Raw genomic sequence first — 25221 nt, forward strand, 5'->3', positions numbered from 1 at the left:
GCCTGGGTTCTGGTGTACCCTTTTTGAGGGATCTTCACAAAACACTCCATTTCTTACCCTGTGCTTTCATACTCTTTATCAGCAGCTCCGTCTTTGAAACAGAATTCAAAAGTACATCAAGCATTGTTCTGGATACCGCGCATAAAGCGCGGTACGAGAGTTGTTATTTCTCAACCACCTTTGGTGTTGCTTCATTGCTTGGTTGTATTTTATTATTGATTAGGACGCGACTGCCATTTTTAAGCTTCAATTGACCACTAGTAACCACAATATCTCCCGCGCGCAATCCTTTTAAAACAGCAATTTGATCCCCTCGTGTATCACCAACAGTTACAAAAACCTGTTTAACTACAAGAATGGGTTGATTATTGCTGTCTTTTTGTTTGCTTTCTTGAACCAGATATACAATATCACCATAAGGATTAAAACTAATCGCTGATTGCGGTAAAGTCAGATAGCTTTTTTTCATTCCTGCAGCAACCTCAACGCGAGTAAACATACCTGACTTCAATTGAAAATCAGGATTAGGGATAGTCGCTTCTACCAACACATTACGGGTAGCGCTATCTACAATAGGTTCAATGGTAGTGATTTTCCCTTGAAAAATCTTGTCGGGAAACGTATTAGTAGTGAGCTTTACTGTTTGTCCAATCTCTAACGCCCCTAAATCTTGCTGAGGTAAATAAAAATCAACATAAATCGGATCTAAGGCCTGTAATGTAGTTACCGTATCCCCTACATTAAGAAACTGCCCTGGATTAATTCTATTGATTCCTAATTGACCTGCAAAAGGAGCACGGATTGTCTTTTTTTCCGCAGTTGCAGCTTGCTCTGCAACTTGGGCTTGTAAATTCTTGAGATTCCATTCATCAGCATCTACTGTTTGTTTGCTTACTGCATGAACAGCATATTGCGCTTTATTTCGTTTATAGGTAATTTTTGCTAATTCCACCTGGGCTTGCAATGAATGCAATAATCCAAGTTCGGTCCCCGCATTTAATTGCACCAAAACAGCACCTTTTTTAACCATTGCACCCGGTGTAAAATAGATCGTCTGAACCATACCCGCAAGTTCAGTAGTCACATTCACCCCAAGGCGTGTACGCATACTACCTACTGCTTTTAAAGTAGGTTGCCATAATGAAGCCTCAACTTTCATTGTGGATACCGTAACCGCAGGTGACTTCGATTTGAGGAAAAATTGATTTCTCATGTAGTTGCCAAAAGCCTTCCAACCAAAAATCAGGCTGAAAAGAATACCCACCAAAACTAACATAATAATCATCTGTTTTTTCAAAAAAATTTCTTTCATCATAGACACTCTTTGACACACCAGGGTTTATGCCACCAGCCCCCGCCTAAGGCCTGGAATAATGCAGCAGTATCGCTGTAACGCACCGCTTGAGCCTGAATACGACTAATTCGCGTCTGTTGATACTGCTGTTGTGCGTTTAATAAATTGATGTAACTCACTCCGCCTAAGCGATATTGCTTTAGCGTAAGATTTAAAGCATCTCGTGCCGCATTTTCGGCCTTTATTTGTGCTTGCAATGTACGTGCATCAACTTCTAATCCTCTTAAGACATCTGCCACATTTTGGAAAGCTTGTAATACAGTTTGTTTGTATTGTGCTGCCGTCTGTTGATAGGCTGCTATTGCAGCGCGCCGTTGTGCAAATAAAGCGCCCCCATGAAACAAAGGCTGAACCACTTGTCCAGTTAAAGCCCAAACCTCGTGTCTTTTGGTAAAAAGGTTTGCAAACGAGGTATTAAGCCATCCCTCATTGGCGGTAATAGTAAATTGCGGGAATAAATTGGCTGTTGCTACCCCAATTTGAGCACATGCTTCATGAAGTAATGCCTCAGAAGCGCGTACATCAGGACGTTGGCGAACAAGGTTTGAAGGCAAACTCACAGGCAGCTCTATGGGTAATTTCAAGTGATCCAATTTAATAATGGGTAAGGGAGCTTCCGGAAAAACACCTACAAGCGTGGATAAAGCGTGCTTGGCCTGAGATAAGTTTTTTTGAAGTGGCGGTAAAGTCGCTTTGGTCTGCTCAAACAAGGTTTGTTGAGTTAATACATTTTCTTGGGAAACGGCTCCTAACCGATATTGTTTGTTTAAAATATCAAGAAGTCCTTGTTCTGCCTTGATTAAATCAAAAGTCGCATCAATTTGTGCTTGATAGGATGCAATTGCTACTGATGTAGTAACAATATTAGAAGTCAACGTCAGGTAAGCAGCAATTACTTGAAATTGTTGGTAATCAACCTGGGCTTTTAATGCTTCAATTTGACGGCGTGCTCCCCCAAAAACATCCAAGGTATAGGATAAATTAAATGAAGTATAAACGAGATTAAACGTTACACTGTCAGCTGGAATACCTATTTGCAAACCTGAATAACGTTGTCTTTGCACCATCTGACTGGCATCGATTGACGGCCACATTGAATTACCTATTTGAACTTTGAGATTTTCCTGAGCTTGACGCAAGGCTGCAGAAGCGGCAGCTAAATTAGGACTATTGGCTAAGCCCATTCGAATGAGTTGATTCAATTCCTGTGAATGATAAAGCTCCCACCACAATAAAGGAATATCTTTATTGGTTATAAAAGCTTGGGCTTGGCCACCAGAGCCAGGGGTACTTACTGTTTTTGCGGGTAGCGGTTTTTCAGTATATTTTTTGACTTTAGGTGGATTGGGCGAATGAAAATTAGGCCCAACCATACACGAAGTTTGCAGCACCGTGCCCAGCGATATAAGGATAAAAACTTTTAGATGCTGTCTCAAATCAACCACTAAACACAATCCTTTGCAAATCATTGAATGAATAATTTATCATGGATTAAAATGGGTTGACAGTTTTAGTGAAATTGAGTGCATTTCAGTTCAATATAGCTGAACAACAAATGATCATAAGGTGCAATTAGTACCAACTTACGTGTCTATGCCCATCAATTGCCCCTGGAAAAATATTCGCTGTTGCTAAAGTTTTGGAAAACCCAAACGCTACCTGAAGTTCTCAAATAACAATTCGCAGCAGAAAATTTTAAAATCATGCTTTTTTCGAAGCATGGAACAATTTACCCCTTGGGATGGATCAATCAATCCATTTGGGGCAAATCATCTACAAATCCATTGCGTTTATTCGGCAGTAAAAATGAAACTCAAAAGAATAAAGTTTCTGAGTCTTCTTTTTGTATCCCGATGTAATAAAATAACCTGAAGATTAATGCTTCATTAGTAATACTCCCCACAACCTGTGTTGTAGGGAGTTAGTAGAAACTATCGTGATGCTCTTTGAATATCTTTACCCACGGTAGATACGTCTTTCCCAAAACCGTGAACTGTGCCACAAGAGCTTAGTAAACCCAGTGTTGTAAGACAAATACTTACCATTATTATTTTTTTCAGAATGTTCATGGTTTTTTCCCCTCTTTTTTTGTTTTTAAAATCGTTCTTCCTGTAGATTATTCTAGACCATTTTTTAATAAAGTTAGAAATTAATCAATGAGTTTAACCAATAGGATGCTTAATTATAGTAAGTATCAGGAGCTCCTATTAGTTATTGTCTTTACTCTAATTTATTAAAAAATAATCCCATACAAAGTACGAAATCACACTAAAATAAAAAACCCACCTTTTAAACTGTGGTGGATAATCTGCTGTTTTAACGAAGGATTCGCACTTCAAAACAGATAGTGTTTTGACTCAGAAAGCATCATTTGCCTAAATTAAACCTAGATTCATCATCTGAAGGGATTACAACAGAGTGATTGTTTTGTATTCAATACTTCCCTATAATCGCACCAGATTTTAATAATAAAAAAGGGGCTCAGTTATGAAAAAATGGATGGTACTGGCGACAACCAGCTTGATGATGATGAATGCACACGCCGATAAATCTTGGTGTGGATATAAAGATTATTTTCGTTTAAGTGATGCATCCCATCCTGGTATCTATGTGGTCAGTGGATTTAGCGATCAGGATGTTATTCTTCAATTAATTGGTCCTCGCAGTTTTGAAATCAGAGACTCATTCGCATGTCGCAGCGGCTATGCTCATGTTACTGTCGCCTATGATGCTGAAAATTGGTGTGTTCTTGATATTAAAGATGGTCCATTGATGAACCATCCAACTGTTAGCGCTTCGTGCAATGGAATTCGCTATATTGATACGGTATACGATGGTATTGGCAGCTACTCTTATACCATTAATCTTGATTAATACAGCAAATCTTTGATGAGGATAAAGGCTTAAGGGACTACCTTTATCCATAGCTTATTTCTACCGTACCCTTAGAATAAGATGTTGCTTTAGTTTTTTTACCCATATCTAAAGACCAACCACCCCCCAAAGCTTTAATTAACTGGATACTGGCAATTTGCCTGCGAGTATGGATGTTGACTAATGAAAGCTCTGATTGTAATGCAGTATTTTCAACAACCACAACCTGCAGAAAAGTAACAAGCCCTCCTTTATACCGATACAACTCTTGATCCCAAGCCCGTTTGGCCGCGCGAGCCGCTGCTTTTTGAGTCCGATATTCTTTATCAAGCTGATGAATCGCAATCAGATTATCCTCTACTTCCTGGAATGCAGTTAATACTGTTTGCCGATACGTAGCAACGGTTTCAAAATACTGGGCTTTAGCCTGATTTAATAAACCTCGCAATCGACCGCCATCAAAAAGGGTTACTTGTGCTACAGGTTGACTTAAACTCAATAAGCTCTGAGGACCAAGTGACCAAAAAAGGCTTGGTTTTGAGATGAGATTCGCGAGGCTCCTGCTTTGAAAACCAGCACTTCCCGTTAATTCAATCACAGGAAAAAAAGCAGCTCGTGCTACGCCAATATTTGCATTTGCAGCTTGAACCCTGGATTCCGCAGCAATGAGATCAGGTCTTCTATCCAGAATAGTTGACGGTATATTTGGCGCTATTTCCAGAAAAACTCTGGGCGACTTACCAGGAGATATGGAAAAATTACTGGGTATTTCTCCAACTAATACTGCGATTGCATGCTCCAGTTGAGCTCGTTGTAACCGCACGTCTTCTGCCTGGGTTTTTGCATTCTCAAGCTGAGTTTCTGCTTCATCTACCTCAGCTATAGGCGCTGCCCCTCCTTGATAACGATTTTTCGTTAAATAAAGAGCTTTTTGGTAGGCTACAACAGTCGTATCCAAGATACGTTGCGCCTCATCACTACCTCTTAACGCAAAATAAGTATTCGCAAGCTCTGCTTGCAAACTCAACCGAATTGAAGCCATATCCGCAGCACTTGCATTCGCACTACGTTCACTGGCAATAAACGAATTGCGGATACTTCCCCATGCGTCCAGCTCATAAGAGAGAAAACCACCCAGCAAAAATTGATTAAAAACTGGCGTACTTACAGGATTTGCAACGGTTCGTGAATTTTGCTGTCTATCCGCATTGAATATTCCTTGAATCGTGGGGAAAAAATAGGATCGAGCAACTTGTACTAAAGAAACCGCCTCCTGAAAATGAGCGTAAGCCAATTTCAAATCTTGGTTTGCACTATTCAGTTGGTTTTCCAAATCATTTAATACTGGATCATGAAAAGCGCGCCACCAACCATTTGGAGTAACAATTCGTGGCGTAGATTTAATTTCCAACCATTTACCCGGTTCCTTGAAGTGTGCGGGAATAGGCATGGCAGGACGATGGTATTGGGGAGCGAAAGAACAACCGGTCAATGCAAAAACGAGTATGCCAATAGCTAAAAACTCTGTTTCATGCGGCTTAATGTATACCGTTCTACGCTCCGTTTTTCCTTGTATTTTTCGCACTGCAGGGCGTTTAGAAAAAAATCGAATCATTTTTTTCATGAAACAACTCGCACAGTTTCCCCATTTCTAATTGCATCAGGAGGATTAAGTACCACGCGATCACCCGGTAATACCCCAGTAGCAATTTCAACTGTTGAGCCAAAATCACGCCGAAGAGTAACGGACTTTAAGACAATCTTATTGTCTTTATCTAATGTAGCTACCTGTAATCCTGGTGCCTGGAAGAGCAAAGTGTTGACAGGTAAAATGACCGTTTTAGGAGGAATAGGCAAACTCAACCAAACTTCAGTATAACTGCCCGGTAACAATTCTCCATTTTTGTTCGGCGTAACAAATTGAGCGAGTAAAGTACGCGTCTTAGGATCAATCGCTTGTGCTGTTTCAAATAATTTGGCCGGAAAAACTTGCTTGGGATGCTCCGCAAAATGGAGTTTGACGGTCATATCCGGTTTAATTCGAGAAGAATAATACTGGGGAATTTTGACATAAATTCGCAAAGGCTTTGTTTGGGCAATACGAAATAAGGGTGGTGCTGTTGAACTACTCCCAGCATCAATTAAGTCACCAATATCTGTAGCTCGAGCTGTGATAACTCCATCAAAAGGGGCTATAACACGTTGAAACCCAACTAGCTCTTGCAATCGCTGCAAATTAGCTTTTGCGGCAAACATCGCTGCGTCCAAAGCTGCAGCCGTACTTACTTTTTCGTCAGTTTCCTGCTGGGAAACAGATTTCGTTTTTACTAAATTAAGCCAACGTCTTGCAGTAATTTGTGCCAATTGATTATTTGCTATTGCAGTCTTCAAATCAGCTCTTGCTTGACGCTCTTGTGCATCAAGTTCAGGCGTTTCAATAACAGCAAGCAAATCACCTTTCTTCACATGACTACCAATATCTACATACCATTTTTTTATATAACCATTAGCTCGTGCAAAAATAGGTGATTCATGCCAGGCTTGAACATTGCCTGGTAAAATAATTTTGTCCACTCCTTTCTCTTGTTCTGCCGTCATCACGCGTACTACAGGAACAGCAGCCGCAAGAGTCTCGTTACGTAAGTTGATTGCTGCAGAAATACGAAAAATAATCATCACTAAAATAATAAATAAAAAAACAGAAATAGCGATAATAAGTCGCCTATGCTTGTGACCCTTTAAATGCGATTGAATTGTTTTAAGCATGTTCCTTCCCTTGCGTCTTTTCCAATTTGCGTTGATGAATGACGTAAAAAACAGCCGGGACAAAAAAGAGTGTTGCCATCGTTGCAAAAGATAGCCCTCCAATTACAGCCCTGCCTAATGGAGCATTCTGTTCGCCTCCATCCCCTAAGCCCAATGCCATAGGAAACATACCAATTATCATGGCTAATGCGGTCATCATTACGGGTCGTAAACGGGTCTTTCCTGCTTCAAGCGCCGCTTTCATTGGATCATTTTCAGTTGCAAGATGATCTCGAGCAAAACTGATAATGAGGATGCTATTCGCTGTGGCAACCCCCATACACATAATTGCTCCTGTTAGGGCTGGCACGCTAAGTGCGGTATGGGTAATAAATAACATCCACGCAATTCCCGCAATAGCTGCAGGTAAGGCAGTGATAATAATAAAAGGATCGGTCCAGGATTGAAAGTTAATAACAATCAGCAGATAAACTAACAAAATTGAGAATGCCAATCCCCAATACAACCCATTAAATGCATGTTCTTTAGTATCAATCTGTCCCCGGATAGCTACTGAAGATCCTTTAGGCAAATCTTTTTGGGTATCCTGAATAATTCTTTGGATGTCTTTAGTCACTGCTCCTAAATTTCTATCTTGTATTGAAGCAAAAATATCAATCACTGGCTGAACGTTATAATGTGACTCAACGACTGAAGTCACAGTACGCTTCAGTTTGGCAAAAGAACCTAAAATTTGCAGTTGGCTAGGTAGTGTTACACTTCCAAACGGAATATTAAGCAAATCATTTAATGAAGTCATCACATATTGCGGTGCTTGGGTAACAATCGGATAAGAAACTCCATTTCTAGGATCCAACCAGAATGTGGGTGTAGTTTGAAAACTACCCGATAGTGTAACTAATAAATCAGTAGCAACATTGAGCTGGGTAAATCCAAGTTCTTTTGCCATGCTACGATCAACATTCACAAAAAATTCAGGATAATTATTGGATTGTCTTATACGAACATCAGTAAGACCCGGGATCCGTTTTAACTGATTCATTAGGTTATTGGCATAATGAGCATTATCTTCCTTTTTTAAGCCAATAACCTGAATGTTAATGGGGGATGGCAAACCAAAATTGATAATTTGGTTTACGATATCCGCAGGTAAAAATGCGAAAGTAACTTGTGGAAAATGATCTCTCAGAACCGATCTTAATTGATGCACATAATCCGAACTGGGTCTATGCCCAGCTTTCAAGGAAATTAAAATGTCCGCATCTTCCGGGCCGTTCGTTGCCGAGTTACTGTAAGATAAATTAATTCCACTTACAGGCAAACCGATATTATCAACAATACTTTCCAAATCCATTGGAGGGATTACTTGGCGAATTACTGTATCGATATTATCCACTATGCGTGCTGTTTCCTCTACCCGAGTTCCTGTCGGGGCACTTATATGTAATTTAATTTGTCCTGCATCTACATCAGGAAAAAAATTTGAACCAAGCCACGGCCAGAGCAACACGATTGAAATACCCACAAAACCTAAAAAGCAGGAAATAAACACTTTAGTATTATTCAATACCCAAGATAATGATTCAGAATATCGCGTACGTAATAAGGTAAATTTTTCTTCGAATGCTTCATGTACGCGAGCAAGCCGACTTTTCTTTTCTTCCTCTGCCATCAGTTCATGTTTGTGTAACCAATACTTTGCGAGGGTAGCAACAAGCGTGCGTGATAAAATATAAGACATAAGCATGGCAAAAATTACTGCCTCAGCTAAAGGCACAAATAAATATTGAGCAACGCCCCCCAAATAAAACATAGGTACAAAAACAATACAAATACATAAAGTCGATACGAGAGCGGGTATTGCAATCTGTTTTGCACCATCAAGAATAGCCTGTTCTACTTCCTTGCCTTGCTCCAAATTCCAGTTAATGTTTTCAATAGCAACCGTAGCATCATCAACTAAAATACCCACAGCAAGAGCCAAACCACCCAAGGTCATAATATTGATTGTCTCTCCTAAAGCAGAAAGAATAGTAATCGATGCAATAATAGATAAGGGAATAGACAACGTGATAATCAAAGTGCTACGCATACTGCCTAGAAAGAGTAAAATCATAAGTCCCGTTAATGCTGCAGCAATTACACCTTCAGTAATTACACCCCGGATAGCGGCAGTCACAAAGATTGATTGATCCGCAAAATAGGATAAATTAAGTCCTTGAGGAAGCATGTCTTTTACTTTTGGCATTAAAGCTTTTACCCGATTAACGATCTCTAAAGTAGATGCACTCCCCGTTTTTTGAATTGACATCATTACTGCCCGTTGTCCGTCTACTCGCACTATATTAGTTTGCGGTGCGAACCCATCACGAACATGAGCAACATCACGGACATACAAAATTCGGCCTGGGGTAGATTTAACCGGGGCGTCATTTAAATCAACCGCTGAAAGCGGACTACCATTTAATTTGACGATGTATTCATACTGACCTATTTTTTGTGTCCCTGCAGGGATAATGAGGTTTTGGGCAAGAATGGCATTATTAATCTCTTGTGCAGAAACTCCATAAGTTTGCATTGCAGGAATATCCAAATCAACCTGAATTTGACGTACTTTTCCTCCATAAGGATAGGGTAATGCGGCTCCTTGTACTGTTGCTAGTTGCGTACGAAGAAAGTTATTCCCCAAATCATTTAACTTCTGTTCTGGAATCGTCGCACTCGACAATACAAGTTGTAAAACAGGAACCGTTGAGGCTTTATAGTTTAGTATCAATGGTGGTAAAGTCCCTGGTGGCAAATTACGCAGCATCGTTTGTGCAATTGCCGTGACCTGACTCAAAGCCATATCGACATTCACATTAGGGTGGAAGAACAATTTGACCACGCTGACGCCAATGAGTGATTCGGACTCAATATGTTCAATATCATTCACTGTAGTCGTTACCGCACGTTCAAACACACTCGTAATGCGGTTACCCATTTCATCAGGAGGTAAACCCGTAAAACTCCATACAACACTTACAACGGGAATATTGATGTCAGGAAAGATATCAGTAGGAGTTCGCATTATTGCTAAAGGCCCAATAATAAGAAGCATTAGAGCCATTACAATAAACGTGTAAGGTCGCGAAAGCGCAATCCATACAATCCACATAAATATCCATATCAACGATTCTAAAGTGAGACCCATTATATCAATGAAACACATAAAACTTTAAGCAGAAACTCGAGTTTTTCTTATTTGTAATAAGGATAGGCTGTGTTTAATTTTCAAAAGATAATTTTTTCAAAGTTTTTGTTTTTTGTATTGAATTTTTTAAATGAATAATTACGTTAAGTCAGATCAAATTCCTGGCCACAACGAATAAAACCAGCAAAACCATGCGATTGGGCATCGGGTAACTCTCCATCATTGTAATGATATAACCAAAGCTTTGCTTTAATTTTTGGATCCAACGTATCTAACTGATTGAAATGGGCATGTACGCCGCTGGGGGTTTCCATAGTTTCGCAATCGTGAAAAATAAGCGTTGCATCACGATAATATTTTTCAAAACGCTCTGGAGTAAACCGCGCATCGGTAGTAATGAAGAATGTTTTTCCTTTATAGCCAATGGCTAAACCATAGCTTGGCATCAGCTTCATATTGGAATAAATATGAATGGTTTGAACTAAATTCAGTTTCACCCCTTCCCAATTAAAAATGCGCTCGTCATTGATTAAATGAACCTCAAAATAATCACTCAAAATTGCCTCTCTATCATCAAGTGTTTTCAATCCTCCACTTAAGCTATGCTCCCATAATCGATGAACTAAATCTTTATGAATAATTAACTCAGGCGATCCCTTAGAAGAAGCAAACTTACGTTGAAAGGCAAACCATTCGATCCCACCTATGTGATCGGCATGTAAATGACTAATATAAACCGCATCAATATCTCGAGGAATATAACCCGCTTTAGTTAATGAAAAACGGATATCCGTACCACAATCTATCAATAGTTTCTTACCACTATCCGTTAGAAGTAGCATATTTGATTGAAAATTTCCGAAATCCGTTCCGATACCGCTGCCCGCCCCTAAAAATAACAATTTCATTAATAATCCCTGAACTAAGTTAAGGATCAAGTCCGAGCTTGTCCTAAAAATCCCTAATAAACAGATATCTTCTTCATTAAAGAATAGCATTTAAAATTAGTTATTAGAAATAGCTCAAGTATTATAAATGAGCTATTCTCAATGTAAGTTGATAAGCCAAAACGAGAGAAACGTGCTAGGAAAACTTCATCTTAAAAACACGCGTCTTCTATACCTTTTTTTCTTCTTTCTAGCAATCACTCTTGCAGGCCTTATCTTTTGTTTGTTTTTATTAAAACACATTGCTGTACAAGAAGTTATCGATGGAAATGAACGTTATCAACTATATTCGTTAGCGAACCAACTTCGCCAGACTTCTGATGATTTAACCGAGATGTCGCGTCTTTATGTAATCACAGGTGAAAAAAAGTACTATGATCACTATAATGAAACCTTAGGAATACGCAATGGTACCGCACCTCGCCCTTTAAATTATGACGAGTTGTATTTGGATTTTGTCCTTGGCGATAAGCGCCCCCAACCTTATGGCCCAGGAAAATCATTAGTGGCAATGATGCTGGAACATCGTTTTACTCTAAAAGAATTCTCCTTGCTGACTGAAGCGGAGCATCAAAGCAAAAAACTTGCAGAAACCGAAATTAAAGCGATGAATCTTGTTAATGGAAAATATCAGGATAAGTCAGGAAATTACACGATTATTGGAAAACCAAATCAGCAACTAGCCCAACAAATGGTCTTTGGAGATGACTATTTGCAAGCAAAATTAAAAGTAATGAAGCCCTTACAGGAGTTTTTTACTCTGGTAAATACTCGAACATTCTTAATCAATGAAAAGATTGATCGCGAAATGTCAAAAATTATCGCTTTAGCACTTGGGCTCTCACTTTTATCAACACTGCTTATGCTCTTTTTTATCATTCATGCATTAAAAACATTATCTAAAGTAAATGAAGAAAATGATCTTTTATTATTGAATATTTTGCCAGAGTCGATTGCCTCACGCTTAAAAATGGGAGAGGAAGATATTGCTGATGAATATTCCCAAGCCAGTGTTATGTTTGCAGATATTATTAATTTTACTCAGTTAACTGGACACTTGGGGGCAAAAAAAACAGTAAATATTTTAAATCGATTATTTGCTGAACTCGACAAACTCACCGAAAAATATCATATAGAAAAAGTCAAAACCATTGGTGATAACTATATGGCTGTATCAGGTGTTCCTGAACAAACAACACGGCATGCAATCAATATGGCGAATTATGCTTTAGCTGTTCTTGACAAAATGCAGGCTTTCAATCAAGAAAATCAGATGCAACTCCAATTTCGTATTGGCATCACCTATGGTACTGTCATTGCGGGGATAATTGGCCATAAAAAATTTGTTTATGACATATGGGGAAACGTGGTCAACTTAGCCAGTCGACTGGAAGAAACCTCTCTTCCCAATAAAATCCAAATCTCGGAAAAAATGGCTTTTATGCTCCAAGATGAATTCATTGTTGAACCACGGGGAGTTTTGGAAATGAAGGGAATTGGTGAAGTAAAGACCTATTTTCTTGTGAAGAAAAAAGAAAAATAAAACTACAGAGTTTTATTCGCCTTTATGGCACCGAGGACATATCCCATAAATATTCAATGCATGATCTGTCATCTGGAAATGTGCATGCTCAGCTATTGTTTTTTGTCTTTGTTCAATGATTTCATCAACAAACTCTTCAACACAACCACATTTGATGCAAACAAGGTGATCATGATGAGCTCCCTGGCTCAATTCAAATACTGAGTGTCCCCCTTCAAAATTATGCCGAGTCACTAATCCTGCTGCCTCAAATTGAGTTAATACGCGATAAACTGTTGCAAGGCCAACATCCTCTCCTGTTTCTAATAGTGCCTTGTAAACGCCTTCCGCACTTAAATGATGATTGGGAGATTGCTCTAATATTTGCAATACTTTTAAACGCGGTAAAGTAATTTTCAATCCAGCATTCTTAAGCTGCTTACTTTCTTCCATTAATGCTCCAGGTGTCTTTCAGTAAATGACGTGTTATTATGGCGAAATTTTTCACGATAGGCAAAAAAAATGAGAATAATAATTTTTCTACTTGGAATCGTATGTACCCTAACTCTTACCCAATGTTCTTCTTTTGATCTATCTCGGCGCGTAGTTCAGCAGGGGAATTTATTACCACAATCAAAAATTAATCGTCTCAAAATAGGAATGAGTAAAAATGATGTTGCTATATTAATGGGAACCAGTTTATTAAGTCCCACATTTAATAATGATCGCTGGGATTATGCCTACACCTGGCGCAGAGGCCGTGGCTATATGACTATGGCAACAGCGAGCTTGTATTTTCACAACGATCGATTGACACATATAGAGCGCAGCAAACTAAAGCCAGGCGTAGCATCGCTTAATCACCCAGATGTTAATCAAGAATAACCAAAAAATGATGGGTATTATTTGCATGTGTTGCAGCCTATAACCAGGGTGATGGCTTATGTCCTCTCACTCTGGTTATAGGCTATGCGCGCCGGCGAGTGCTTGTTGCCTTTTGACGTCGTTTTTCTTTTGGATCTAAAACCAAAGGCCTGTATATTTCTACTCGATCACCTTCTTGAAGCATGTGCTCCAAAGAAACTTGTTTTGCATAAATTCCAACGGCCATGTTTCGCGTTTCAGGATGAGTATCGTATATTCCTGATACATTAAGGGCATCGAAAACTGTTGCCCCTTGTTTTAGATCTAAAGTCATATGTACTGTACTTTTATCTACAGCCACATAAACCAACTCAACCTTCACCATAAATTACCTTGGCTCTTTCACAAAAGGAATCGACCATTTTATCCGTTATTTGTTCAAACACGGGGCCAAGCAGCATGGAAAACATGCGCCCTGCAAATTCAAATTCCAAGTCAAACGAAACGTTGCATCCCTCTTCCACTTCATCAAAACGCCAAAAGCCCTCTAAATGACTGAATGGACCATCAACAAGACGAATTTCGATCATTTTATTAATTTGTAATCGATTCCGTGTAGTAAAGGATTTACTCATTCCTGCAGCACCAATAACTAAAGTGGCCTGCACTTCATCTTCATCGCGATGATGCACTAAGCTTTCTGTACAATACGGTAGAAATTCCGCATAACGCTCTACTTCATTCACCAACGAAAACATTTGCTCACAGGTATAATTGACCGTACGAGACTTTTTCACTATGGGCATTATGCTTCTCCCCGAATTTTATGTCTAAACCAAAGACTCAAATCTTTAATTTCCTCAAAACAAATTGAATGTTCCATAGGATATTTATAATAAGAAGTATGTTCATATCCCTTTTTCAGTAACCAATCTTTACTAGATTCAGTCCATTGAGGTAAAACCAGGGGATCGAATTGTCCTGCCCCCATAAAAAAAGGTGTGCTTTTATCCAGATTTGACCTGGTCTGCGCAGCTAAAGGTAAATAAGCAGACAAAGCAACAACGCCTCCCAAGCGAGCCGGTGTATGAAGAGCTGTATGCAAAGCCATAGCTCCTCCTTGTGAAAATCCTGCCAGGAAAATTTGATTGTATCTAAAACCATCATTTAATTGTTCATCTATGACTTTACGAATCAGTGATTCCGATTGTTCAATCCCTTCTTTATCTTCCCTATCAATTAATTTGACACCGATAATATCGTACCACGCAGGCATGACCATCCCACCATTTAATGTAACTGGGCGTTGGGGGGCATTAATAAATACATGGCGTATCGCTACATCTGCAATCGTTAACTGATCGACCAAACCCATCATATCGGATGCATCAGCCCCTAACCCATGCATCCAAATAACACATGCTTGTGTTTGAGCCTGTGACTCATTTATAAATACATTCAAAACAAATCCCCTCACAGACAAAAAAAGAGAAATTATCGCTAATGCATCAACACAGTGCAAGTTATATACTCTCGATATTTTATAGAAGCCTTATTTGATTAAATAAATAACAATTTGTTTCACTTAAGCCCATGAATATTTTATTTTTATTCAATATGCATTATAGTTCGCTAGTGTGAATTAATAAGCGGCATGAGATGTTTAATAAAGTAGAATCATTTACCCTTACGATGCTGGGGACCGATACAGTATATACCCCCACTCTAAAAAGCAAGAAGAAAACCAAGTCCTTAAAAAAGGGGGATACAGTACAGGAATATTACCCTAAGGGAGAAACTCTAAGTATTGTTTCTACATTAATTAAAACAGAAGAGCGCCCTCTAATTAATCACAAACAACTTGCTCCGTATCAATCTTCGGAAGTCGCTGTTGTTAATGGGCCCAAAACAGATGGAAGCGATGTTGGCGAAAAAATTGGAATTGGCCTGGGTATCGCTTTAAACGCTCTTGTCCGTGGACAAACTGAACTTAATGATATCGCACACAGCAGAGGCGGGGTTGAATCTGTTCTCATCGCGCATGAACTCGATGCGATAAAAAAAGCCATTAATTCTTGTGAAAATCTCGAACAACTAATCAAAGAGCTAACACAACAACAAACAGCCAGGAAAAGTGGCAAACCTTTTAATAACACTCCTGATATTATTAAATCTTTATTAACCCAACTACCTAAAGAAAATCAAGACCAAGGGCGATGGTTTAATGCACTAAAAACTAATATTGCCAATGCATCAATGAATCTTTTTATCATTGATCCGGTTCCTGGAGACTGTTGGCCAGTGACATGGTATGACGAACGTTTTTTTACTCTTCCATCTTTTGTGAAACATGCTGAATTCGTCTATTACGAAAATGAACGCTCTGATTGGGGCTTTACCCCAATCTACGTTGAGGCTTCAAATCCTGAACAAACAATAGTTCGACATACCCTGCCTGGACATCATGGTACAGGTTCTGCCGGAAGTAATGCATCACAACAAAATGTTGTCGTTTCCCCTGATAAAACCAAAGCGACACACGTGCAAAAATTAATGATTTTTAAATTACTTAATTTTTTAACATCACATGGAGTTGCATTTAAAGACGCACGAGAAATTTTTCATGAGCCTACCGGCTTAGGGAAAAAATATCTCGCTTTTCTTAAAGAAATGGACATTAGCGAGGGCATTGATGTAGCAGATCTTGATTTCCCAACTATTTTTCGCAAGCTCTATGACAAAATTTATGAAAACAGATCTGCATATGAAGCGTTTAATGCAACTCATTACACATTTATGGGCGTGGCTCCTCAAAGAAAAATGCTGCGCACCAGCCATAAATACGGTCTTTTAACAGAGGTTTTTCCTAAAAATATCGGGTATGTTAATGAAGAGCACAGTACCTTAATGAAAGAGTATTTTTTCAAAATACTTCAAGTTGATTCACATGAAGATCATAGCTTGCCTGCTTTGATAAAATCAGCAAAAAATGTATTATCTAAAAACATTAGAAAAATATCTAATCTTTCAGCCTCCCTTACTGAGCACTCAATTGCAGCAACAGCAATACTTGACAGTGAAAGTGCACGCCAAGATGTTTTAAGTTCTTTTGGTGCATTAATACAAAGAGTAAACCAACAATATCTTACCGATGATTGGAGTGAGGAGAAAAAGCAAAAAGAGAAAGAAGAGCTGTTTGCAGCAGTCATTGACATATTTGCCGAGTTTACTGAATTAGCAAAAATAGAAAATGAAACGATAAAAAAATTTGTATCAGACCTCACTGATTTGAGTTTAAAAGGAATAATTCAGACTGTTGGACAACAGCATGCAAATTTAGAAGAAGAATTTACGCGTTTACAAACACCAACAGATGCAAATTTAAAATACTTTTTTAATGCCTTATTAACTCAGATCAATAAAGATGAAAGGTATTCAGGCGCAGAAGTTAATCCCGAAATTATCAGGATCTTTGACAGCGAGGAGTTTGCTCGATTAGCAGATTATCCAGTCAGTATAAAAATAGCTTACATCTGCCGACAATTAGGGGAACAACTACCTAAAGATAACAGTACGGAAGAAAGTTTAGTTGAACAACTTACTGAACGATTTAAGGAGCATCATGGCAGCTCTTTTGATGAATTTGAAAAATTGTATCATCAAATAGGGGTCTTTATTAATGATACTGCGGCACTAGGCCGGTTATTTGTAACTGAGGAAGCCATTTTCAATAAACATGAACTGTCTCTTCGAAAAAAAGCCGAGGCCTTAATCGACATCGCAGCACAAAAATTTTATCGAGACCGACCCAATGCACTGCCTGCGCCTGCAGAAAAAGGAACATTCCAAGAATTAGTTGAACGCCATGCCATCAATAAATACGGTGTAGTTGATAGACTCAAACAAGAAAAAACTGTTTTAGAACATGAAAACGAAGAACTTGCTAATCGCATTAAAAAGTTGCAAGAGCAAATTACGGAAAAAGTGGAGCAAGAAAGAAGAACGAATGCTTCATTAATTGCCGAAAAAAGCAAAAAAATCAAATATCATGCAGCACTGAATGATAATAAAGAAGCTGAGTATTTACTGCTTATAAATAAAAAGCTCATTCCATTAACGGAAGAATATTTAGCGTTACTCAAGTCTCAATTATCCAATAGACCTAATGAATTGGAACAAGATGATGAAATAAAAAAAGAGGATGATAAGATTAATGTTAAGATTCAAAAGGTAACCGGACTGCTTAGAATTTTGCAAAATAAAGAACATATTCCCCACCCCCAAATGCGCTTGCGCTTATTTTACAAAAAAATGGACCTTGCTGAAGCAGAACTCAAAAAGCATCGTGATGGGGAATGGGACCGCTATTGTCAAAATGCCTTAATCGCCGCAGGAATTCTTTTAAGTTTTATCGTCCCAGGATTAATTGCACTTGCAATTTATACCCATGTGGGCTATTCATCAACCAAATCATTGCTCTTCTGGAAATCCGCTGGAGAGAATGTCATCTCTACAATGAATAAGCATAGACAAGGGCTTGATTTAGCAACTGAAGATGTGGATGAAGAAGAAATACTCATCGATGACTTATCAATATAGTTGAAACTTGGAGACCTGAGGAAATGCAAGCATGACTCGGGTTTCTTCCAGACCTACTTGAATTTTTACTTAAATAAATGGATAGTTACCCTCTAACTGTCAATTAACCTGGTGCAAATGAAACAAATTTACTTTTTATTTATGCTTTGTATCCCCATATTCTTATTAGGTTGTGGGCAAAAAGGACCTCTTTATTTGCCAGAATCAGCAAAAAATGCCACAAGTAATAAATAACTAGTGACGCAATGGGCAAAAATTATGAAAATTAAATTTACCAAAATGCATGGCTTAGGCAATGATTTCATGGTGATTGATGGGATCCATCAGAAAATCAACCTAAATCCCCAACAAATCGCCAGTATGGCTCAACGCAACACCGGTGTTGGTTTTGATCAATGCTTGCTTATTGAATCCAGTCAACAGGATGGTATCGATTTTAACTATCGAATTTTCAATGCAGATGGCCAGGAAGTTGGTCAATGTGGTAATGGAGCACGTTGCCTTGCTTTATTTGCAAAATACTACGGTTTAATTGATAAAAATCATTTAACTGTGGCGACCTCGACTACAAAGATGAATTTATATATCAATTCAGATTCAAGTGTCAGTGTCGATATGGGTATTCCACAATTAACCCCATCAGTCATCCCGCTCAGAACGAAACACCAAGCCCCCGAATATTCTTTGAAGCTTCCGCATAATCAAAAAATAAGCTTACATGCACTCAGTGTGGGTAACCCGCATGCGGTATTATTGGTAGAGGATACAGAAACAGCCCCAGTCCATACTCTGGGGAAACAAATCAGCCTGCATCCAGATTTTCCTAAGCAGGTAAATGTTGGATTCATGCAAATTGTCAATTCAAAGCAGATCAAATTACGAGTCTATGAACGGGGCTGTGGAGAAACACAAGCATGCGGAAGTGGCGCTGTGGCAGCAGCCGCTGTGGGACGTTTATACCACCAATTGGACAAACAAATCAAAGTCACGTTACCTGGGGGTGATTTATTTATTGACTGGCCAACATTGAATGAACCAATAACCTTGACTGGTCCAGCCGTCTTTGTTTATGAAGGCACGCTATTCTAAAAAAACAGATATTATCCCAAGAGCTCTATTGACTTATCTATCATAGGGACATCGCTTTCTATGCAAAATTAACACAAGTATTGAATTTTATTTACAAAGAGTTATTCTGAAAGAACGCCTCACACTTGCACCGTTCCAAAAATTTACATAAAACTTCTCTCGAAACTCGCCACGGTAAACAAATGCGAGAAGAAGCGGAGTGCAGAACCTGAGTGTACATGGAGTACATGAGATTCGAGCGCCGGCTGATACAGCAATGTGTCAGAGTAGAGTTTTGGGGGAAGTCTATTTTGGAAACTGGTGCTTGACTAAAAGGAGAGTGCCATGACAGGAAGCAAAATACAAAGTTTTGATTTATTCAAAGCCGCTATGGGAAACACAGGGTATTTAACGGAAATTAATAAGGATGTGGAAAGCCAAGCCCAATTTTTAACAACTCTTGAAGAAGGAAATTTAACACTCCCAAATATTCTTGAATCCATTCAAATAGTTAAAAATACAAAAGTAAAATCCCTTTTGATTATTTACTTATTAAGTCAAAAAGAGTTCTTGTCTTCTTTAAAAGGGGATTCATTATTAAACAGATTGACTCTTCAAGATGTCCACATTCCTTCACGTCTTAACTCCCTGATTCATCAATTAGATTTGACAACGCTCTCAACTCAATTTATTGGTAAATTGGAACTTGAAGCAGCAGTCAGTGTCCTTTGCTCAGTTCCTCATTTTCATCAGTTAACCAAGACGCAAATAGAGGCTTTAATTGAGCGATATCCACTCTATGAAAGACATAAGGTTCTCACTTATTGGATCAATCACTTTATCTCCATGCCTAATGCCCATTACATCTTGGCTCATTTAATGAACATCGCCGGACACAATATTATTGATGAATTGAGTAAAATGGATCCCAATCAGAAAGAAATCGTCATTCTCAATATTATTGAACATTTAAGACTATTTAATAACATACCTATTAAATTCCTGGATCATGCGAACAAAGAATCACATTTGATTTTGGCGATACGTTTTTATCTTAATGGACATTATAATAAAGCCTATGCGAGCTATATTAATCAATTATCTAAAAGATTATTAGATAAAAACCATTCTTTTTCACTCGAAGCAATTGAGTTACTTTTTTTCCTAAACGATAAGCTTGCATTTAAAGAGTTAGCAAAAAGAACAGCCCATTTAACAAATCGCTACTTAAGAAATAATGCACTAAAAGGAAATGTGGCATTATTTTATCAAAATAATCGAATTTACATTCAAAGAATGCTGCAAAATGTTCATTTGAATCCACTCCTTGCAGGGGGAGGAGCAAAAGAACACAAACTATCGGCTGATCCCGATGAAAATCCCTTCATAGAAGGATTAATTAAACATGACAAGTTGATTAATTGTTTTGAATATTTCTTAATACACTATAAAGGCAATTCTGAGTCAATTGGGAAACTAATTAATGACTACATGGATTTTTATGAGCAAGCTGAAAATCTCGCAACTCGAGCCAAAGCAATACACCATATTGGTTTCATGCTAGGACGATCTGAGTTAGACGGAATGATTAAGGAAGCAATCTTTACCGCCTTTTTAAATCATCCTGATTTTTTTGATGAACAAGTCAGTTACCAATTATTTTTATTTGACGCAAAGAGAATCATTCGTTATTTTGGCCTACGTGGAGGAAAAGAAAATTATCAAAGAGTTATTGAGTTGTGTACTTTGGCACTAAAAAATCTGAACTCTGAAAAAAATCAAGAAATTATTCTCATTGCTCAAAAAGCGCTTTCTGAAGCCCAGCATGAGTTACGTTTTTCTAAAGTACAAGGATTTTTTTCTGGATTGATCAAATGGATCAAACGATGTTGGACTTACGGATGGACTGGTTTTTTTAAACCTAACTCACCCGATTATGTTGTTCCAGAATCATTGGGTCTTAGGGAAAAAAATAAAAGTCCATCCAAAAATTGGGAAAAAAAATCCATATCGCACCAGGAGTCAGAAAAAGATCTTCCGGATTTATTAAACGAAATCCGTCTTCCCTTAGCACAAGAACAATTTGAAGACATCATTAAGGCATTAGATAGTTACTCTTTACAAATAATGCCTAAAGAAGAGTTAAGTACAAGACAAAAACTTCATCGTCTATATCATTATGTAATGAATCGTAAAGAAGATAATGAAGGACTTTATCGATGGTTAAAAGACAATCAAAATCCATTCATTATGAACCAATTTCGTTTATTGGAATTGATGTTAAAAGAAAGGCCTCGTAATGATGTAGATTCATTACTTGCGCAAGTCAAGGAAGATTCAGACCATCTGCACTATGTTTCCAACGAATTAGATTGTCTGTTGCCTGAACTGGTAATCAAACCCAGCACTAAGCCTTTAAAAGGTTCGGAAAGCTCTGACTTTGTAGCAAGCGCAACTAAGGTTCTTTCTGAATATACTTGCGAAGCTGCCATATATGCACAAAGTGCATTTCATTGGGCTGAGGGCTTTTTTGCGAAAATGAAGAGTCCTGCAAAAGAGGAAGAGACCTTTGAAGTAGAACATATTGATTCTTTTGAAAAAACAATCAATAGCAAAGGAGTTACGACAACTTAAGTTTCCAACGCTTATGCATCCAGTTCCATTGCTCGGGATGAGCTAAAATAATACGTTCTAAAGCTTGATTATAAGCTAATGTGTTATAATACAGTGATTCTTGAGCACTTCCATAGTCTTTCCAAGGGATTGGATCATAAAACTCTAAGACATGTTTTCCATTAGGCAATCTATAGCCCGCTGCAGGAATTACTGGGACTCCAGTATAACGAGATAAAGTCGCTAAGCTACGATAAGTTCCTGCCTTTACTCCAAAAAACTCTACAGCAATACCGTCTCGATTAACCAAAGAAGCATGTTGATCAAGAACAAAAATAACTGCATGATTTTGTTCCAAAGCAGCACAAACCTTATCTAGAGAGTTCTTTTTCGGGATAACATTTAGACCTACTTGATAGTACTGTTTAAATAAACTACGTTCAATAAATTTGATTGATAAAGTACGACGGATAAAGTGAAACTGTCCTTGAAATTCTTTAAAATTTAAAACACCACCTATTGGCGCAACTTCCCAATTACCAAAATGCCCCGTAAGAACTAACACCCCTTTTTGTTGCGCTACAACTGCCAACATGTTTTCATGACCACGAACCTCGACGTGATTACGTAAATCATCTTCAGACATAAAACGCAATTGAATTGCTTCTTTAAAGGATTTAAGTAAATGCGAGTAATATGATACAGCAAGTCGCTTTTTTTGTGCGTCATTTAATTGATTACCATAAACGCGATCAATATTTGCCATAATGACTTGCCGCTTATAGGGTAAAAATTTATATACGAATCGACCCAGCAAGCTTACTGGCAATTCATTAATTTTTCGATCTAATTCAGTCACAAGCTTTGATCACCAAACAGGCATTCATACTGGCAAACCCACGATTAATCGTCAATGCATAAGGCCCTCTTTTTAGAGCCTGATGTTCTGCACTTACAGATAAACCGTGACAACTGGATGCAATATTTTGCAAATTAGCAATACCGGGCACACACTTAGATGAAAGCGCATAGGTTGTCATTACTGCATCGATCAGCCCAGAAGCACATATAGTATGTCCCATAGACCATTTGAATGCGGTTACTGGAATTTCCTGCTGGACAAAAACATTTTGTATCGCCTGAGATTCGCTATAATCCGATTTGCTATTACCATTCCCGTGGGCAACAATAAAACCTAAATCATCCGCATTGAGTTTAACATGGTCCAGAGTACGTTGCATCAATTCGGCCAGTTGCTGTCCGCTTGTATCCAGAGAAAATAAACCTTCCGCTTCTGTGGTTGATAATCCTCCAATAATCTCTCCATAACACGCTGCTGAGCGCGCTCGCATGCTTGCTTCACTTTCCAATATCAAAGCAGCAGCACCTTCAGCTAAAATTGTACCATCATGCGCCGCATCAAAAGGTTTTAAATGTTGCCTACTTAATACACCTAATTGCTCATAGTAAAACACAGCCTGGGGTTCAGCTATATCATAGGCAACAACCACGGCTCGCTCTGCCTGGCCGCTGCTAATAGCATGATATGCCTCCAATAAAGCTTGTGTTCCACCTACTGCATGATTCGTTACATTATGATTGGGACCTTTAAATTCATAGGTGATTCCGGTGTATGCAAGAACATTATTAGGTAATATTCGCAATAACCACATCGGATGAACTGTTTCGAACAGGTGCTCTGCAAATTGCTGCATATTACCTTGAGTTTTTGCCAGCAAGGGCAAGAAGTCATACTGTTGAAAATATTTATTTCCAGGAGAACCCACAAAAACAGCAGTTTGTTCATTAAATGAATTAGGATCCTCAAGAGTATCGCGATAAGCAATCATTTGACTGTGTTCGATTGCTTGTACTGCAGCATTAATTCCCATCACATCCTGGCGTGAAATAACTTTCAGCAACTTACGGTCAGGTAACATTTTTGCAGGATTAAAATCTTTTAACTCTCCAGCCAATCCATGCGGCCAACTTGATAAATCCCAGTGGGTCATTTTAGCAATTCCGTTTTTACCAGAAAGAATCGCATCCCAAGTAGCATCAGCGGTAGTGCCTGACGCAGTTAGGGCGCTTCGCCCAGTAATGAATACTCTATTGCCCTGACTCATACACCTGCTCCTTCAAACTCAGGATGCTTAAATAACAAGCAACTATTTGAGCCGCCAAATCCAAAAGAATTAGATAAAACCACGCCTACAGATCGTTCACGCGGCCCATCAACTACATAATCTAAATCACATTCTGGATCTGGAGTCGTTAAATTGGCCGTCTTGGGTACCTGTGCATGTTCTATGGATTTAACGGATAATACCGCCTCCAGCGCCCCTGCCGCAGCAATCAAATGTCCGGTCTGACTTTTAGTCGAACTTACAGGCAAGTTCGCGATATGTTCCCCAAAAACTGCTTTAATCGCATTCGTTTCACTTAAGTCATTCATCTTGGTCGAAGTACCATGTGCATTAATATAATCCACATCGGAGGCCTGCACTCCTGCATCCTGGAGAGCGCGTTCGATTGCTTGAATGGCTCCATCACCATTGGGATGTGAATCAGTAATTCGATAAGAACTTAAGGAATTCCCTTCGCCGGCCAACTCTGCATAAATACGAGCACCACGGGCTTTTGCTTTACTCCATTCTTCCAAAATTAAAAAAGCGGCACCTTCTCCCAAGACAAAACCATTCCGCGTTGCATCAAAAGGGCGACTCGCTGTTTCAGGTGTACTGTTATAAGTAGATAAAGCGCCTAATAAGCAGAAACTGGATAATCCCAAAGGATTAATCATCGAATCAAATCCGCCAGCCAACATAAAATCAGCTTCGCCCCGACGAATGACTTGCATCGCCAACCCTAAAGCTTGTCCCCCTGAAGCACATGCTGTATGTACTGAGGAAGCATAACCTCTGATTCCGAATTGTTGTATCAATAAAGACAATCCTGAGTTTGGGGTTGTTTTACCAAAATCAGATAATTTGTAAAATTCGTGTGTATTAGCAAGCAATCGTTCCCAATCCGCTTCACCATCTTGTGCACAAATTTGTTGAAATCGAGACAGATAGTCAAATTCAGCAGTCATCATACCGCTACCCGTAACTACGCCCCAGTGTGCTGCCGTTTGTTCTGTAGGCAAAATCCCTGCATCATCAAATGCTTGTTGCGCTGCCTCAAGCGCATATCGCGTAAACGACACAGAAAAACGACTACGTTTTGTGTTTAATTTGGGATCGAGTGTAAAATTTTTTACCTCAGCTGCAATATAAGCTGGAAAAGCACTGGCATCAAATTGCTTGATTTCAGCAATTCCTGAACGGCCCTCCAATAAATTGGACCATGTGGACTGCACATCAAGTCCTAAAGGAGAAACTGCTCCTAAACCTGTAATAGCCACTCGTCTTTTTTTCAC

At 38.8% G+C, this 25221-nt stretch carries 20 protein-coding genes and 1 pseudogene; 7 read left to right on the forward strand and 14 right to left on the reverse strand.

The annotated features are described in order from the left end of the window. Window positions 1-163 precede the first annotated feature (163 nt). The 3 genes from FOLKNPGA_RS14980 to FOLKNPGA_RS14990 form a co-directional block, all read right to left on the reverse strand. Window positions 164-1312, reverse strand: coding sequence for an efflux RND transporter periplasmic adaptor subunit (locus FOLKNPGA_RS14980; RefSeq protein ID WP_220471068.1), 1149 nt, complete (start codon window positions 1310-1312; stop codon window positions 164-166). Beyond that, on the reverse strand, window positions 1312-2799 hold the full coding sequence (locus FOLKNPGA_RS14985) for an efflux transporter outer membrane subunit (RefSeq protein WP_182350651.1): 1488 nt from the start codon (window positions 2797-2799) through the stop codon (window positions 1312-1314). The genes FOLKNPGA_RS14980 and FOLKNPGA_RS14985 overlap by 1 nt, the downstream gene beginning before the upstream one ends. Window positions 2800-3285: 486 nt before the next feature. Next, complete coding sequence (locus tag FOLKNPGA_RS14990; RefSeq protein ID WP_182350652.1) at window positions 3286-3423, reverse strand: entericidin A/B family lipoprotein; 138 nt, start codon at window positions 3421-3423, stop codon at window positions 3286-3288. 418 nt (window positions 3424-3841) lie between these two features. Between FOLKNPGA_RS14990 and FOLKNPGA_RS14995 the strand changes: the two genes are divergently transcribed. Then, on the forward strand, window positions 3842-4228 hold the full coding sequence (locus FOLKNPGA_RS14995) for a hypothetical protein (protein WP_182350653.1): 387 nt from the start codon (window positions 3842-3844) through the stop codon (window positions 4226-4228). A gap of 43 nt (window positions 4229-4271) precedes the next feature. Here FOLKNPGA_RS14995 and FOLKNPGA_RS15000 read toward each other — a convergent pair whose 3' ends face one another. The 4 genes from FOLKNPGA_RS15000 to FOLKNPGA_RS15015 all read right to left on the reverse strand — a co-directional run bounded on the left by FOLKNPGA_RS15000 (window position 4272) and on the right by FOLKNPGA_RS15015 (window position 11095). Next, window positions 4272-5852, reverse strand: coding sequence for an efflux transporter outer membrane subunit (locus tag FOLKNPGA_RS15000; protein ID WP_255465998.1), 1581 nt, complete (start codon window positions 5850-5852; stop codon window positions 4272-4274). Continuing rightward, window positions 5849-6994, reverse strand: a complete 1146-nt coding sequence (locus tag FOLKNPGA_RS15005) for an efflux RND transporter periplasmic adaptor subunit (protein WP_182350654.1) — start codon at window positions 6992-6994, stop codon at window positions 5849-5851. Before FOLKNPGA_RS15005 ends, FOLKNPGA_RS15000 begins: the two co-directional genes overlap by 4 nt. After that, entirely contained in the window at window positions 6987-10151 is a 3165-nt protein-coding gene (locus tag FOLKNPGA_RS15010) for an efflux RND transporter permease subunit (RefSeq protein ID WP_182350655.1), read from the reverse strand. Before FOLKNPGA_RS15010 ends, FOLKNPGA_RS15005 begins: the two co-directional genes overlap by 8 nt. Window positions 10152-10330: 179 nt before the next feature. After that, window positions 10331-11095 (reverse strand): MBL fold metallo-hydrolase, encoded by a 765-nt coding sequence (locus tag FOLKNPGA_RS15015; RefSeq protein ID WP_182350656.1) that lies wholly within the window; start codon window positions 11093-11095, stop codon window positions 10331-10333. Between the two features lie 172 nt (window positions 11096-11267). On the opposite strand from FOLKNPGA_RS15015, the gene FOLKNPGA_RS15020 reads away from it, so the two are divergent. Beyond that, on the forward strand, window positions 11268-12677 hold the full coding sequence (locus tag FOLKNPGA_RS15020) for an adenylate/guanylate cyclase domain-containing protein (RefSeq protein ID WP_182350657.1): 1410 nt from the start codon (window positions 11268-11270) through the stop codon (window positions 12675-12677). A 12-nt stretch (window positions 12678-12689) separates the two neighbouring features. Here FOLKNPGA_RS15020 and fur read toward each other — a convergent pair whose 3' ends face one another. Further along, on the reverse strand, window positions 12690-13109 hold the full coding sequence (fur, locus tag FOLKNPGA_RS15025) for a ferric iron uptake transcriptional regulator (RefSeq protein WP_182350658.1): 420 nt from the start codon (window positions 13107-13109) through the stop codon (window positions 12690-12692). Window positions 13110-13147: 38 nt separating this feature from the next. Between fur and FOLKNPGA_RS15030 the strand changes: the two are divergent. Beyond that, window positions 13148-13541 (forward strand): annotated as a pseudogene (locus FOLKNPGA_RS15030) (outer membrane protein assembly factor BamE). A gap of 82 nt (window positions 13542-13623) precedes the next feature. Here FOLKNPGA_RS15030 and FOLKNPGA_RS15035 read toward each other — a convergent pair. From FOLKNPGA_RS15035 to FOLKNPGA_RS15045, 3 genes are read right to left on the reverse strand one after another with little or no spacing between them, the layout of a single operon-like run. After that, window positions 13624-13905: an RnfH family protein gene (locus FOLKNPGA_RS15035; protein ID WP_182350660.1), complete on the reverse strand. Its 282-nt coding sequence runs from the start codon at window positions 13903-13905 to the stop codon at window positions 13624-13626. Next, the gene (locus FOLKNPGA_RS15040; RefSeq protein WP_182350661.1) at window positions 13892-14326 is read right to left on the reverse strand and encodes a type II toxin-antitoxin system RatA family toxin; all 435 of its coding nucleotides are present in this window, start codon (window positions 14324-14326) and stop codon (window positions 13892-13894) included. Before FOLKNPGA_RS15040 ends, FOLKNPGA_RS15035 begins: the two co-directional genes overlap by 14 nt. Next, the gene (locus FOLKNPGA_RS15045; RefSeq protein WP_232891339.1) at window positions 14326-14928 is read right to left on the reverse strand and encodes an alpha/beta hydrolase-fold protein; all 603 of its coding nucleotides are present in this window, start codon (window positions 14926-14928) and stop codon (window positions 14326-14328) included. Before FOLKNPGA_RS15045 ends, FOLKNPGA_RS15040 begins: the two co-directional genes overlap by 1 nt. Window positions 14929-15179: 251 nt before the next feature. Here FOLKNPGA_RS15045 and FOLKNPGA_RS15050 point away from each other — a divergent pair, with 251 nt between their 5' ends. The 4 genes from FOLKNPGA_RS15050 to FOLKNPGA_RS15065 all read left to right on the forward strand — a co-directional run bounded on the left by FOLKNPGA_RS15050 (window position 15180) and on the right by FOLKNPGA_RS15065 (window position 21821). Beyond that, the gene (locus FOLKNPGA_RS15050) at window positions 15180-18119 is read left to right on the forward strand and encodes a hypothetical protein (RefSeq protein ID WP_182350663.1); all 2940 of its coding nucleotides are present in this window, start codon (window positions 15180-15182) and stop codon (window positions 18117-18119) included. Window positions 18120-18260: 141 nt separating this feature from the next. Further along, window positions 18261-18353, forward strand: a complete 93-nt coding sequence (locus FOLKNPGA_RS15055) for a lipoprotein (protein WP_232891340.1) — start codon at window positions 18261-18263, stop codon at window positions 18351-18353. 24 nt (window positions 18354-18377) lie between these two features. Then, window positions 18378-19208, forward strand: a complete 831-nt coding sequence (gene dapF / locus FOLKNPGA_RS15060) for a diaminopimelate epimerase (RefSeq protein WP_182350665.1) — start codon at window positions 18378-18380, stop codon at window positions 19206-19208. Window positions 19209-19532: 324 nt separating this feature from the next. Beyond that, window positions 19533-21821 (forward strand): hypothetical protein, encoded by a 2289-nt coding sequence (locus tag FOLKNPGA_RS15065; RefSeq protein ID WP_182350666.1) that lies wholly within the window; start codon window positions 19533-19535, stop codon window positions 21819-21821. Here FOLKNPGA_RS15065 and FOLKNPGA_RS15070 read toward each other — a convergent pair. The 3 genes from FOLKNPGA_RS15070 to FOLKNPGA_RS15080 are packed head-to-tail and all read right to left on the reverse strand — an operon-like array spanning window position 21808 to window position 25221. Next, on the reverse strand, window positions 21808-22659 hold the full coding sequence (locus tag FOLKNPGA_RS15070) for a lysophospholipid acyltransferase family protein (RefSeq protein ID WP_182350667.1): 852 nt from the start codon (window positions 22657-22659) through the stop codon (window positions 21808-21810). The two genes, FOLKNPGA_RS15065 and FOLKNPGA_RS15070, sit on opposite strands and share 14 nt — an antisense overlap. After that, on the reverse strand, window positions 22652-23926 hold the full coding sequence (locus FOLKNPGA_RS15075) for a beta-ketoacyl synthase (protein WP_182350668.1): 1275 nt from the start codon (window positions 23924-23926) through the stop codon (window positions 22652-22654). Before FOLKNPGA_RS15075 ends, FOLKNPGA_RS15070 begins: the two co-directional genes overlap by 8 nt. Beyond that, window positions 23923-25221 carry a beta-ketoacyl synthase gene (locus tag FOLKNPGA_RS15080; RefSeq protein ID WP_182350669.1) on the reverse strand — a complete coding sequence of 433 codons (1299 nt, stop codon included), beginning with the start codon at window positions 25219-25221 and terminating at the stop codon, window positions 23923-23925. Before FOLKNPGA_RS15080 ends, FOLKNPGA_RS15075 begins: the two co-directional genes overlap by 4 nt.

The sequence above is a fragment of the Legionella sp. PC1000 genome (genome assembly GCF_014109805.1).
Lineage (GTDB): Bacteria > Pseudomonadota > Gammaproteobacteria > Legionellales > Legionellaceae > Legionella > Legionella resiliens.

Coding starts and splice junctions, on each gene's coding strand:
- dapF (WP_182350665.1), top strand. CDS start 18,378: ATGAAAATTAAATTTACCAAAATGCATGGCTTAGGCAATGATTTCATG.
- FOLKNPGA_RS15015 (WP_182350656.1), bottom strand. CDS start 11,095: ATGAAATTGTTATTTTTAGGGGCGGGCAGCGGTATCGGAACGGATTTC.
- FOLKNPGA_RS15010 (WP_182350655.1), bottom strand. CDS start 10,151: ATGTGGATTGTATGGATTGCGCTTTCGCGACCTTACACGTTTATTGTA.
- FOLKNPGA_RS15050 (WP_182350663.1), top strand. CDS start 15,180: ATGTTTAATAAAGTAGAATCATTTACCCTTACGATGCTGGGGACCGAT.
- FOLKNPGA_RS14995 (WP_182350653.1), top strand. CDS start 3,842: ATGAAAAAATGGATGGTACTGGCGACAACCAGCTTGATGATGATGAAT.
- FOLKNPGA_RS14990 (WP_182350652.1), bottom strand. CDS start 3,423: ATGAACATTCTGAAAAAAATAATAATGGTAAGTATTTGTCTTACAACA.
- FOLKNPGA_RS15040 (WP_182350661.1), bottom strand. CDS start 14,326: ATGCCCATAGTGAAAAAGTCTCGTACGGTCAATTATACCTGTGAGCAA.
- FOLKNPGA_RS15065 (WP_182350666.1), top strand. CDS start 19,533: ATGACAGGAAGCAAAATACAAAGTTTTGATTTATTCAAAGCCGCTATG.
- FOLKNPGA_RS15035 (WP_182350660.1), bottom strand. CDS start 13,905: ATGGTGAAGGTTGAGTTGGTTTATGTGGCTGTAGATAAAAGTACAGTA.
- fur (WP_182350658.1), bottom strand. CDS start 13,109: ATGGAAGAAAGTAAGCAGCTTAAGAATGCTGGATTGAAAATTACTTTA.
- FOLKNPGA_RS14980 (WP_220471068.1), bottom strand. CDS start 1,312: ATGAAAGAAATTTTTTTGAAAAAACAGATGATTATTATGTTAGTTTTG.
- FOLKNPGA_RS15075 (WP_182350668.1), bottom strand. CDS start 23,926: ATGAGTCAGGGCAATAGAGTATTCATTACTGGGCGAAGCGCCCTAACT.
- FOLKNPGA_RS15005 (WP_182350654.1), bottom strand. CDS start 6,994: ATGCTTAAAACAATTCAATCGCATTTAAAGGGTCACAAGCATAGGCGA.
- FOLKNPGA_RS15000 (WP_255465998.1), bottom strand. CDS start 5,852: ATGAAAAAAATGATTCGATTTTTTTCTAAACGCCCTGCAGTGCGAAAA.
- FOLKNPGA_RS15055 (WP_232891340.1), top strand. CDS start 18,261: ATGCTTTGTATCCCCATATTCTTATTAGGTTGTGGGCAAAAAGGACCT.
- FOLKNPGA_RS15045 (WP_232891339.1), bottom strand. CDS start 14,928: ATGCATGGGTTAGGGGCTGATGCATCCGATATGATGGGTTTGGTCGAT.